7 protein-coding genes are annotated in these 12684 nt (G+C 75.2%); 1 reads left to right on the top strand and 6 read right to left on the bottom strand.

Annotated features, from left to right (window positions below; genetic code table 11):
• Window positions 1-121 precede the first annotated feature (121 nt).
• Window positions 122-784, bottom strand: coding sequence for a leucine efflux protein LeuE (leuE, locus tag OG455_RS21955; RefSeq protein WP_266296223.1), 663 nt, complete (start codon window positions 782-784; stop codon window positions 122-124).
• Between the two features lie 146 nt (window positions 785-930).
• On the opposite strand from leuE, the gene OG455_RS21950 reads away from it, so the two are divergent.
• Complete coding sequence (locus OG455_RS21950) at window positions 931-1527, top strand: TetR/AcrR family transcriptional regulator (protein WP_266296221.1); 597 nt, start codon at window positions 931-933, stop codon at window positions 1525-1527.
• 22 nt (window positions 1528-1549) lie between these two features.
• Here OG455_RS21950 and OG455_RS21945 read toward each other — a convergent pair whose 3' ends face one another.
• The 5 genes from OG455_RS21945 to topA form a co-directional block, all read right to left on the bottom strand.
• Complete coding sequence (locus tag OG455_RS21945) at window positions 1550-3214, bottom strand: alpha/beta hydrolase (protein ID WP_266296219.1); 1665 nt, start codon at window positions 3212-3214, stop codon at window positions 1550-1552.
• A gap of 107 nt (window positions 3215-3321) precedes the next feature.
• Window positions 3322-4473 carry a hypothetical protein gene (locus tag OG455_RS21940; protein ID WP_266296218.1) on the bottom strand — a complete coding sequence of 384 codons (1152 nt, stop codon included), beginning with the start codon at window positions 4471-4473 and terminating at the stop codon, window positions 3322-3324.
• A 188-nt stretch (window positions 4474-4661) separates the two neighbouring features.
• Window positions 4662-5876: a DNA polymerase III subunit delta' gene (locus OG455_RS21935; protein ID WP_266296216.1), complete on the bottom strand. Its 1215-nt coding sequence runs from the start codon at window positions 5874-5876 to the stop codon at window positions 4662-4664.
• 142 nt (window positions 5877-6018) lie between these two features.
• Window positions 6019-9285: a dTMP kinase gene (gene tmk / locus OG455_RS21930; protein ID WP_266296214.1), complete on the bottom strand. Its 3267-nt coding sequence runs from the start codon at window positions 9283-9285 to the stop codon at window positions 6019-6021.
• Window positions 9286-9448: 163 nt separating this feature from the next.
• A complete protein-coding gene (gene topA / locus OG455_RS21925) occupies window positions 9449-12331 on the bottom strand; it encodes a type I DNA topoisomerase (protein ID WP_266296212.1) in 2883 nt (960 codons plus the stop codon).
• Between the last annotated feature and the right edge of the window lie 353 nt (window positions 12332-12684).

Genomic DNA, 12684 nt, shown 5'->3' with positions numbered 1-12684 from the left:
GGGCCAGTCTACACAGGTCCGAGGGGTGATCCGTAACGCGAATCGGACCCGACCCGGACCGGACACGGACCCGACTCCGACCCGGCCTCCGCCCGGCCCCGGCGGCCGGGCGGAGGGCCTGTCAGGCGGAGGAGACGGCGAGCTTGGCGGCGAAGCCGGCGAAGAGCAGGGCGACGGCGCTGGTGAGGCCCGCGGAGAGGCGCTTGCGGCGGCGGAAGGCGGCGGCCAGCCGGGTGCCAGCGAGGATCAGGGTGGAGAGGTAGAGGAAGGAGAGGAGCTGCAGGATGCCGCCGAGCAGGATGAAGGAGAGGGCCGGGGCGCTGTAGTGGGGGTCGACGAACTGGGTGAAGAAGGAGAGCAGGAAGAGGATCGCCTTGGGGTTGAACAGGCTGATCACCAGGGCCCGGCGGAACGGGCGCTCGGTGTCCGCGACCGGCGCCGGCTCCTCCCCCGCCTCGGCAGCGGCGGCAGCGGCGCGGTGGTCGCGCCAGAGGACGCGGGCGGCACGGAGCATGCCGACGCCGATCCAGAGCAGGTAGGCGGCGCCGCCGAACTTGACCACCGCGAAGACGTCCGGGTTGGCCTTGAGCAGCGAGGCGGCGCCCAGTGAGGTGAGGCTGATCAGGGTGAAGTCGCCGAGGAAGACGCCGGCGGCGGCCCGGTAGCCGGTGCGGACTCCCTTGCGGGCGGCCACCGAGAGCACGTAGAGGGAGTTCGGGCCCGGCAGCAGCACGATGACCACCGCCCCGAGCGTGTAGGTGGCGAGGTCGGTGACTCCCAGCACGATGAGCTCCTCGGGCTGTCGGGGGTATTCGGGGGTATTCGGGGGTACGACGCGTGGATGGCGGCTGGTTATCGTACCGGCCATTCGCACGGCGGTCGCCTCGGATCGCGATACATAACAAACGTTTGGTAGGTAGCATGAGGCCCATGCCGCCCGCCCGTGGAGACCATGAAGCCCGCCGCCGTGACGTTTCCGAGGCGGTCTGGCGCGTGCTCGCCGCTCGCGGCTTCGGCGCACTGACGCTGCGCGCGGTCGCCGCCGAGATGGGCGCCTCCACCGGGCTGCTCACCCACTACTTCCCGAACAAGCAGGCGCTGCTGCGCACCGCGCTGGAGGTGCTCGACCAGCGCAACCAGGAGCGCCCGCGCTCCACCCCGCCCGCCGAGGGGCTGGCGGCGCTGCGCACCGCCCTGCTCGACAACCTGCCGCTGACCGCCGAGCTCGCCGACGCGAACCGGATCTGGGTCAGCTCCTGGGACGTCGCCCTGGCCGATCCCGAACTCGCCGCCGAGCACGCCGAGCGCTACCGCAGGTCCCGCACCCGGCTGGCCGGCCACATCGCGGCGGCCAAGGCCCGCGGCGAGCTGCCGGGCACCAGCCGCGCCGACGACCTCGCCGCCGCGGCGCAGTCCTTCACCCTCGGCCTGATCACCCAGGCGCTGCTCGCCCCGGCCGAGTTCCCGCCGGAGCGTCAGATCAGGCTGCTCGACGACTGGTTGGCGAACATTGCGGCGACGGCCTGAACGAACCGCGCCCGAGTGCCCGTCACTTCGAGCAGCGCAGCCCCTGGGCCGGCGCCTGCCCCTCCAACAGGTAGTGGTTGACCGCCGAGTCCACGCAGTCGTTGCCGCGCCCGTACGCGGTGTGCCCGTCGCCGTCGTAGGTCACCAGCCGCCCGGACTCCAACTGCCCGGCCAGCGACTGCGCCCAGGCGTACGGGGTGGCCGGGTCGCGGGTGGTGCCGACCACCACGATCGGCGCCGCACCGGCCGCCCGGACGGTGTGCGGCGCGCCGGTCGCCCTGATCGGCCAGTAGGCGCAGGAGAGCGCCATCCAGGCCATGTCCCGGCCGAAGTGCGGCGAGGCCTGCTCGAAGTCCGGCACGGCGCGCTGCACGTCCGCCGGGGAGGTGAAGGCGGGCGGCAGGTCCAGGCAGTTGACGGCCATGTTGGCGAACATCAGGTTGGGGTAGCTGCCGTCCGCGGCCCGTTCGTAGTACGAGTCGGAGAGGGTCAGCAGCCCGCCGCCGTCACCGCTCTTCGCCGCCGCGAACGCGCTGCGCAGCTCGGGCCAGAGGAACGGCGCGTACATCGCCTCGATCACGCCGGTCACCGCCTGGGCCTCGGTCAGCTGCCGCGGGCCGGGGCCGGGCAGCGGCTTGGCGTCCAGGCCGCTGAAGAGCGCGTCCAGCTGCTGCCCGGCCTGCTGCGGGTTCTGGCCGAGGGGGCAGTCCGAGCGGGTGTCGCAGTCCTGGACGAAGGAGTTCCAGGCCGTCTCGAAGCCGCCGGCCTGGGTCCGGTTGCCGGTCAGCGAGTCCAGCGAGGGGTCCATCGCGCCGTCGAGCACCATGCGCCCTACCCGGGTCGGGAAGAGCCCGGCATAGGTCGCGCCGAGCATGGTGCCGTAGGACTTGCCGACGTAGTTGAGCCGGGCGTCGCCCAGCAGCGCCCGCAGCACGTCCATGTCGCGCGCCGCCTCGACAGTGCTGACGTGGCCCAGCAGGGCGCCCGTGTGCTGCTGGCACCCGGCGGCGAACTCCTGGTCCGCGGCGACCAGCCGGTCGATCCCGGCCTGGTTCTCCGGTGTGGTGTCGACGGCGGTGTAGGCGTCCATCCGGTCGCCGCTCAGGCAGCTGACCGGGGTGCTCCGGCCCACCCCGCGCGGATCGAGGCCGACCAGGTCGTAGGCCGCGCGCACGGCCGGCTGGTAGCTGCCCGCCACCGACTCGGTGTACTCCACGGCCGAGCCGCCGGGGCCGCCCGGGTTGAGCAGCAGCGAACCGAGCCGCGGCGCGCCGCCCGCGCCGTCGGCCGGGCGGCGCGCCGCGGCGAGGGTGAGGTCGCCGGCGGCCGGGTGGTCGTAGTCGAGCGGCACCTTGAAGCTGGCGCACTCGAAGCCGTTGTCGCAGGGCTGCCAGTCCAGGTGCTGGGCGTAGTACGAGCCGAGCGCGGCGGGGACGGCCGTGGGCAGCGGCCGCAGCGGAGTGGCCCCAGCAGCACCGGCAGCAACCGAGCCGGAGGCGGCGCCCGACCCGGACGCGGCCCCCGGGCCGGACGCGGCTGCCGGGCCGGAGGCGCTGCCGTCCGAGGAGAGCGGGCTGTGCCCGGCCGAGGCGGACCGGTGGCCTCCGGCGCACCCCGCGAGCAGCAGCCCGGCGGCGGCCAGCGCGAGGGCCCGGCGGAGCGGGGCGGCGGGCTGGGCAGAGCGCATGCGGAGTACTCCCCTCGGGGGCCGCGCCCGGTCAGGGGCGGCCGGGCGGGCGGCTGCTGGTGCAGCGTAACCGGCGGACGGCACAGCGCCCGGCCCATGAGCGCAGGTCAGCCCGCCGGATGGGCGAGCGCGTCCATCAGGTACTGCGCGGCCGCGCGGACCAGGCGCAGCCGCGCGCGCTCCGGCGTGTAGTCCTGGACCACGTCGGAGATCTTCACCACCGCGCGCGCCGCCTGCCCCTTGCCGGCGCGCAGCGCGTCCGCGACCTTGTGCGCCGCGGCCAGGCCGTCGGTGTCGCTCTTCGCGGCGGCGAGCAGCAACCGCGGCGCGGGGCCCGACGGGGCGTCAGCGGCCGCCTGGGCCAGCGCGGCCGCGTCGTACCGGCCCGAGACGGCCGCCGCCGCCCCGTAGAGGTCGGGGCGGGTCAGGCCGGCCGCGACCGCGCACGGCGCGCCCCCGTCCACCCCGAGGGTGGCCCAGCCCTGCGGACCGGGCGGCAGGGTGCGGAAGGCACCGGCGACGGCGGCCCGCAGCGCGGCGTCGTCGCCCAGCGCCTGCGGGGCCGCTGCCACCAGGTCGCAGGGGTGCTCGGTGCCGCTCGGCGCCGCGGGCGCGACGGCGATGAACGGGTGCGCGCGACCGAGCTTGATCGCGGAGGCCAGCCCGTCGAAGACGTCCGGCAGTTCGGCGTCGGCGGTCCGCCCCGGCCCGGCGGCGTGCAGCACCAGCACCGGGAACCGGGCCACCGGGTCGTCGGCGTAGTGCGGCGGCAGCCAGACCCGCACGTCGCGCGGCCGCCCGTCCGCACCGGGCACGGCGGCCTGCAGCAGCTCGCCCTCGGCGGGGTGGGAGACGGTCTCGAAGCGCACGGCGGCCCGGCCCGACGAACCGCCCACCGCGGCCCCCGGCAGCGGCACCGGCGGAGCGGCAGCCGCGGAAGGCGCGGGCTGCGCGGGCGGCGCTAGCACCGGCGCCGCCCGGACGGCGTCCGCCACCACGGCCTCGGCCCGGACCGGTCGGACACCGCCGACCAGGCCGCGGTGGCCGCCCAGCACGGCGGCCACCGCCAGCCCGGTGGCGCACATCCCGCAGCAGACCGCGCCCAGCAGGCGCAGCACCACCGGCCGCAGATCGGCGGTCAGCTCGTAGGTGCGCGCGGCCCGCTCACCGCGCCAGCGGCTGAGTGCGCCGTGGGCCAGCCAGCAGGCGAGCAGCAGGACGACGACGAGCGCCGGCAGCAGGAGCAGCGGACGGGGCACAGAGCACCACCTAGGGGAGTCAGAACTCGCTCCCCAGCCTGCAAGACGCCGCCGCCGATCGGGTGGAGCGTCCCGGGCGGGCGCGCACGTTCACTCGAACGAGCGAGGTGGTCCGGCCGCTCCTGACACCCCGTCACCCGACTCCCCCAGCGGGCCGCGCGGCACCCCCGGCCCGCGGTGCGGGGGCCTCAGCCCGCGCGCAGCGCCACCGTCATCGCCTCGACCGCCAGCAGCGGATCGACGTTGCGGTCCAGCGCGCGGCGGCAGGCCAGCACCGCCTCGATCCGGCGCAGCGTGCTCTCGGGCACCGACGCGGTGGCCACCCGGTCCAGCGCGGACCGCTGGTCCTGGTTGGCCAGTGCCCCGCGCGCGCCCAGCTGCAGCGCCAGCACGTCGCGGTAGAAGCCCAGCAGGTCCAGCAGCGCGACCCCGAGGGTCTCGCGGCGGGTCCGGGTGGCCCGGCTCTTCTGCCGCTTCTCCAGCTCCTTGACCGCGCCGGCCATCCCGCGCGGGGCCTTGCCACCGAGCCCCTCGGCGGCGCCGTAGGCGGCCTTGAGGTCGTCGGTCTCCTTGGCGTCCCTGGTCTCGGCCAGCGCCTCCGCGTCCGCCTTGGCGGTGTCCACCAGGCGCTGGGCGGCGGCCAGGCAGCCGCCGATGTCGGCCACCTCCAGCGGGATCCGCAGCACCTCCAGGCGGCGGGTGCGGGCCTGCTCGTCCACCGCGAGGCGGCGCGAGCGCTCGATGTCGCCCTGCCCGGCCCGGGCGGCCAACTCGGCCACCGCCGGCTCCACCCCGTCGCGGCGCACCAGCAGATCGGCCACCGCCTCGGCCCCCGGGGTGCGCAGCACCAGGTGGCGGCAGCGCGAGCGGATGGTCGGCAGGGTGTCCTGGACGGACGGCGCGCAGAGCAGCCACACCGTCCGCGGCGAGGGCTCCTCGACGCCCTTGAGCAGCGCGTTCGCCGCGGCCTCGGTGAGCCGGTGGGCGGCGTCGATAAGGATCACCGACCAGCGCCCGCCGGTGGGGTAGCTGGACGCCCGCAGCACCAGCGCGCGCATGTCGCCGACGCCGATCGACAGGCCGTCGCTGCGGACGAACTTCACGTCCGCGTGGCTCTCCGCCATCACGGTGTGGCAGCCGTCGCAGAACCCGCAGCCGGGCACCCCGCCCAGGTCGAGGTCCGGACTGGTGCACTGCAGCGCGGCGGCGAAGGCCCGGGCCGCCGTGGTCTGGCCGGCGCCGGGCGGACCGGTGAAGAGCCAGGCGTGGGTCATCAGCGAGGCGTTGCCCGTGACCGGCTCGCCGGAGCGCCCCGCGAGCGCCGTCGCCCGGGCGGCCCGCGCGGCGGCGGTGAGCTGCTCGACCACCCGCTCCTGGCCCACCAGGTCGTCCCAGACGGCCACCGCTGCTCCTACCGACGTGCTGAAGATCCGAACCCGCTACCGACGCCCCCGAGCATACGGCGCAGCGCCGACACGCCGAGCGGGCCCGGCGCCGGGCCGGGCCCGCTCGGCGTGGAGCCCGGCCGCCGGGCCCGGCCCCGCCTCACTTGCGCTTGCGGCGCCCCTTGCCGTCCTCCGGCTCGCCGTCCTCCGGCCCGGCGTCCTGCCAGCGCGCCCACTCCTCGCGGGAGCCGAGCAGCGAGTCGGTGAGCGTCGGCAAGTCGTCCATCGGTGTCTCCTCGGCCCAGGACGGTCGCGACGGGCGGCGCACCTGGGTCTGCTCCTCGGTGGGCACCGCGGGCAGCTCACGGGTGGGGTCGACGACCGGCGGCTCGGAGCGCCACAGCCCCGGCGGCACCCGCTCCTCGACCGGCCGTACCGGCCGCGGACCGCCCGGCGTCCCGCGACCGCCCGGCGCGGCCTTGGGCAGCACCGCGGTGCGCTCCGCCGCCGCCTCGGGACCACGCCGGGCCGCCAGGGCCTCCGCCGCCGCCACCGCCGCCTGCCGGTCCTGCTCGGAGATCTCCTCCGTCAGGTCCTCCGGCCCGGCCGCGGCGTCGTCCCCGGAGCCGCCGCCGGCACCGGACGCCCCAGTGGCCGCACCCGCGCCGTCCGCACCACTCGCACCGCCCGCGCCACCCGCACCACCCGCACCGCCCGCCGCCAGCGGGAGCTCCGCGGTGACCGCCGCGGCGTCGTTCGCCGCAGCGGCGGCCGCGGCCGCCGCCTCGGCCAGCCTGGTCGCCTCGGCCCGCTGCAGCGCCTCCTCGGCGCGGCGGCGCTGCTCGGCCCGCTGCACGTCCCGCTGCCGCTGCAACTCGGCCTGCTGGGCGGCCTCCGCCTCCTGGCGGCCCCGCTCGGCGGCCTCGGCTGCGAGCCGGGCCTCCTGGGCGGCCTTGCGCTCGGCCTCCTCGGCCGCGAGCCGCTCGGCCTCCTCGGCGGCCTTCCTGCGCGCCTCTTCGGCGGCCTTGCGAGCATCTTCGGCGGCCTTGCGCTCGGCCTCCTCCTTGGCGAGCCGCTCCTTCTCCGCCTGCTCGGCACGGAGCTGCTCCAGCAGTTCGAGCCGCTTGCGCTCGGCCGCCTCGGCCTCGGCCTTCTTGCGGGCCTCCTCGGCCGCCCGGCGCTCGGCCGCCTCCTTGGCCAGCCGCTCCTGCTCGCGCCTGGCCGCCTTCTCCTGCTCGGAGAGCGGCAGCTCGCGGTCGAGGCGGTGGCGGATCGCGGTGGTGACCAGGGCCGGCGCGCTGCTGCCGTCGACCACCAGGTACCGCACCGGGTCGGCCGCCGCGAGGGCCAGGAACCCGGCCCGGACCCGGGCGTGGAACTCGGTCGGCTCGGACTCCAGCCGGTCCAGCGCCTCGGTGAAGCGCTCCCGGGCCTTGGTCGGGTCGACGTCCAACACCACGGTCAGGTCGGGCACCAGGCCGCCGGTGGCCCAGCGCGAGATCCGCGCCACCTCGGTGGCGGCCAGGTCGCGCCCGGCCCCCTGGTAGGCGATCGAGGAGTCCATGTACCGGTCGGTGATCACCACGGCACCACGGGCCAGCGCGGGCCGGATCACGTTCTCCACGTGCTCGGCCCGGTCGGCCGCGTAGATCAGCGCCTCGGCGCGGTGCGACAGGCCGGTGTTGCCCACGTCCAGCACCAGGCCGCGCAGCCGCTGCCCGACCGGGCTGCCACCGGGCTCACGGGTGAGGACCACCTCGTGCCCCTTGCTGCGGATCCACTCGGCCAGAGCCTGCGCCTGGGTGGACTTGCCGGCCCCGTCGCCGCCCTCCAGCGCGATGAAGAACCCGGTGCCGCTCGCCCGGTGCTCGGGGATCTCGCGGCCCCGGCCCAGCGACTCCAGCAGCTCGCGGCCGAAGGGCACGGTGCCGCGCTGGTCGTCCGTCCTCAGCAGCACCACGCCGGCCAGCGCCAGGGTCAGCACCCCGGCGGTGGCGACCGCGAGCGCCGCGCCGCCGTGGATGAAGGTGAAGCTGCCCGGCCCCCGGCCGCCGTAGTCGACCTCGCCGTAGCCGGCCGCCAGCAGCGGCAGGAGGACCAGCGCGCCGCCCACCACGGTGCGCAGCACCGCGTAGAGGTGCTCGGTGACCCGGGGCAAACGGGCCTCCTCCACCTCCTGGGCCAGCAGCGAGCGGCCGACCCCGATCACGATCCCGGCGGCCGTCCCGGCCACCGCGGTGAGCAGCAGGATCAGCACGTAGTCGAAGACCAGGCCGGCCAGGATCAGCGCCGCGCCCAGGACCAGCAGCGCGATCGCCAGCAGGCGGCGGCGCGAGAGCGCGGGCAGTGTGACCCGGGTGAGCCGCAGGCCCAGCCAGGGCAGGCCGGTGGCGGCGAGCACCAGCAGGCCGTAGCCCACCGGCCCCGCGCCGTGCTCGACGGCGGTGAGCAGGGCCAGCGCGGCGGTGCCCGCCATCGACGCGTAGGCGGCGGCGACGGCGAAGGTGAAGTACGGGGCGGAGCCGGTGCGGCCCTTGCCGAGCGCCGGACCCGGTGTGGCGTCGGTGGGCGCGCTCAGGCCCCGCAGCGGGGACGCGGGCGATCCCGCTGCGGCCCGGCGCGGCAGGTCCTGGAGATGGAGCAGAGCCGCCGAGGTGGCGAAGAACGCGGCCGCGCCGAGGCCCGCCACGGTGAGTTGGTGCTCCCGCAACCAGTGCGAGCCGAGCGCGGCGGCCAGGTTGTTGACGAGCGTGAAGCCGATCAGCGCGAGCGCGGCCAGCGGCACGGTGGCCCAGCCGGTGCGCAGGTCGAGCGTGCGCAGGGTGTCCAGGTCGGCCGTCGAGGGGCGCTGCTCGGCGGGCGGCGCGTAGGGGGTGGCGGCCGGCAGCAGGGCGGGGGCGGTGGCGCCCTTGGCCACCGACCAGACCCGCTCGGCGGCACCGGCCGCGAAGACGGTGGCGAGCAGTGCGTAGGTCGCGCCGGTGCCGGGCACCCAGACGACCCACCAGGAGGCGACCGCGATCAGCACCGCGCGCAGCCCGTCCGCCCCGATCAGGGTCCAGCGGCGGTCCAGCGGGCCGGTGAGCAGCCGGTGCAGCGGGCCGAGCAGCGCCAGGCCGACCAGCGCGGCGGCGGCCAGGCGGACCGCGAAGACCAGGGTCAGCGCCAAGGCGACCCCCCGGTAGCCGCCGCCGAACTGGCCCGCCCGGCTCGCCGCGGCGACGGTCAGCGCGACCAGCACCAGGAAGGCCAGCCGGTCGGCGGTGCCGCCGAGCAGCTGGGTGACCCAGAGCCGACGGTACGGGCGCAGCCGCAGCAGCGCCCGGGCGCGTTCGCCGGTGGTCCCCGCGGGGGCCACCTCCGGTCGGTCGGGCGGCGGGGTGGCGGCGGCCTCGGCGGTGGGGACTGGCTGCTGCTCGCTCGTCATACGGTCAGCGTAGCGGGCGGGGCATGGCCGGAAAGGGCTCATCGACTTCCGGATCCCAGCCATGACGAGGTTGTGACGCACTCCACCCCCCGGAACGGGCGCGGCCCCGGTCCGACCGCGGTACGCGATCGGACCGGGGCCGCCCGGCTCGGCCGACGGGGTGTCAGTCCTCGTCGGTGCCGGCCGCCGGCTCGGCGGCGGCCTGCGTGGCCGTCGCCTTCTTCGCCGCCGTCTTCTTCGCGGTAGCGGCCGTGGCCGTGGTCTTCTTCGCGGCGGTCTTCTTGGCCGCCGTCTTCTTCGCGGCCGTCTTGGTGGCCGTGGCCGCCGCCTTCTTCGCCGGGGCCTTCTTGGCCGGGGCCTTCTTGGCGACCTTCTTCACCGGCCCGCGCGCCCGCTTCTCGGCGAGCAGCTCGTAGCCGCGCTCGGGCGTGATGGTCTCCACCTCGTCGTCCTTGCGGAGCGTCGCGTTGGTCTCGCCGTCCGTCACGTACGGACCGAACCGGCCGTCCTTGACCACCACCGGACGCTCGCTGACCGGGTCGGTGCCCAGCTCCTTGAGCGGCGGGGCGGCCGCGGCCCGACCGCGCTGCTTGGGCTGGGCGTAGATCGCCAGCGCCTCCTCCAGGGTGACCGTGAAGAGCTGGTCCTCGCTGGTGAGCGAGCGCGAGTCGGTCCCCTTCTTGAGGTACGGGCCGTAGCGGCCGTTCTGCGCGGTGATCTCCACGCCCTCGGCGTCGGCGCCGACCACCCGCGGCAGCGAGAGCAGCCGCAGCGCGTCCTGAAGCGTCACGGTGTCCAGCGCCATCGTCTTGAAGAGCGAGGCGGTGCGCGGCTTGACCGCGTTCTTGCCGGTCTTGGGCGTGCCCTCGGGCAGCACCTCGGTGACGTAGGGCCCGTAGCGGCCCGCCTTCGCGACCAGCGGGTTGCCGCTCACCGGGTCGGTGCCCAGCTCGACGTCGTCACTCGGCCTGGCCAGCAGCTCCTCGGCCAGCTCGACCGTCAGCTCGTCCGGCGGCAGCTCGTCCGGGACGTCCGCGCGCAGGCCCGGCTCGCCCTCGACCGCGGCCGCCTTCTCGACGTACGGACCGTAGCGGCCGACCCGCAGCGTGATCTCCCCGCTGAGCGGGAACGAGCTGATCTCCCGGGCGTCGATCGCGCCCAGGTCGGTGACCAGCTCCTTCAGGCCGCCCAGGTGGTCGCCGTCGCCGTTGCCGGCCTCGGCCGCGCCACCCACCGCGGCGCCCTCGCCCTCACCGAAGTAGAAGCGCTTGAGCCACGGCACGGACTGCGCCTCGCCATTGGCGATCCGGTCGAGGTCGTCCTCCATCCGCGCGGTGAAGTCGTAGTCGACCAGCCGGCCGAAGTGCTTCTCCAGCAGGTTGACCACCGCGAAGGAGAGGAACGACGGCACCAGCGCCGTCCCCTTCTTGAAGACGTACTTGCGGTTGATGATCGTGTCGATGATCGAGGCGTAGGTCGAGGGCCGGCCGATCTCGCGGTCCTCCAGCTCCTTGACCAGCGAGGCCTCGGTGAAACGGGCCGGCGGCTTGGTCGCGTGGCCCTCCGGGGTGAGCTGGTCGGCGGAGAGGGCGTCGCCCTGGGCCACCTGCGGCAGCCGGCGCTCGCGGTCGTCCAGCTCGGCGTTCGGGTCGTCGGCGCCCTCGACGTAGGCCTTGAGGAAGCCGTGGAAGGTGATGATCTTGCCGGAGGCGGAGAACTCGACGTCCCGGCGGTCGGCCGAGGTGCCGCCGACCCTGACCGTGACCGACTGGCCGACCGCGTCCTTCATCTGCGAGGCGACGGTGCGCATCCAGATCAGCTCGTAGAGCCGGAACTCGTCGCTGCTCAGGCCCGTCTCGGCCGGGGTGCGGAAGCGGTCGCCGGAGGGGCGGATCGCCTCGTGCGCCTCCTGCGCGTTCTTGACCTTGCTGGCGTAGGTGCGCGGCGCGTCCGGCAGGTAGGAGGCGCCGTAGAGCTGGGTGACCTGCGCGCGGGCCGCGTTGATCGCGGTCTCGGAGAGCGTGGTGGAGTCGGTACGCATATAGGTGATGAAGCCGTTCTCGTACAGCTTCTGGGCCACCTGCATGGTCCGCTTCGCGCCGAAGCCCAGCTTGCGGCTGGCCTCCTGCTGCAGCGTGGTGGTGCGGAACGGCGCGTACGGCGAGCGGCGGTAGGGCTTGGACTCGACGCTGCGCACGCTGAACGCGGTCTGCTCCAGGGCGGCGGCCAGCGCGCGGGCGGCCTGCTCGTCCAGCTGCAGGGTGTTGGCGCTCTTCAGCTGCCCGTCGGAGCCGAAGTCGCGGCCGCTGGCGATCCGCTTGCCGTCCACCGAGGCCAGCCGGGCGCCGAAGCTCTCCGGGTTGGCCGCGTCGGCCGGGGTGCGACCGGTGCCGAAGGTGGCGACCAGGTCCCAGTAGGAGGCCGAGTTGAAGGCGATCCGCTCGCGCTCGCGCTCGACCACCAGGCGGGTGGCCACCGACTGGACGCGGCCGGCCGAGAGCTTCGGCATGACCTTCTTCCAGAGCACCGGCGAGACCTCGAAACCGTAGAGCCGGTCGAGGATGCGGCGGGTCTCCTGGGCGTCGACCAGGCGCTGGTTCAGCTCGCGGGGGCTGGCCACCGCCGCCTGGATCGCGTCCTTGGTGATCTCGTGGAAGACCATCCGCTTGACCGGCACCTTGGGCTTGAGCACCTCCTGCAGGTGCCAGGCGATGGCCTCGCCCTCGCGGTCCTCATCGGTGGCGAGGAAGAGTTCGTCGGACTCGGCCAGCAGCTGCTTGAGCTTGCTGACCTGGGCCTTCTTGTCGCTGTTCACCACGTAGATGGGGGCGAAGTCGTGGTCGACGTCGACGCCGAGCCGGCGCACCTCGCCGGTGTACTTGTCGGGGACCTCCGCCGCTGTCGCGGGAAGGTCGCGGATGTGTCCGACGCTCGCCTCGACGATGTAGCCGGGGCCGAGGTAGCCCTTGATCGTCTTCGCCTTGGCGGGCGACTCGACAATGACGAGTCGCTTGCCGCCCTGCGCGGTCTCGCTGGTCGGGGACACCTTCGCTCTTCTCTCCCGGTCGTTTCCTGTGCGCTGGCCGACGGCCGGCCCCAGAGGCCACCGATCGTTCGTACGACCGGCCGCCGAGGGCAGCGCGGGCTCTCGCCGCCCGGCACACCACCGCCTGGGGCTGCCGCATCGCGACGACCCCACCAGCGGAGTGTGACCGTACCCTGGCCACCCTTGTCAAACGGACTGATCCAGGTTTTTCACCGGCAAGGCCGACCGACGCCACTCGAACGGTAACCCGATGACGGACGTTCCCGCCTCGTGGTTATCCACGGCGAGGGGTCCGCGTCGCGGGCCATCGGGGCTGGCCAGGGGCTCGCGGGGGTGGCGGGAAGGGGTCGCGG

It is taken from the genome of Kitasatospora sp. NBC_01287 (genome assembly GCF_026340565.1).
Lineage (GTDB): Bacteria > Actinomycetota > Actinomycetes > Streptomycetales > Streptomycetaceae > Kitasatospora.
Note: the sequence above shows the minus strand (reverse complement) of the source record. Positions and strands in the feature narration are given on the sequence as shown.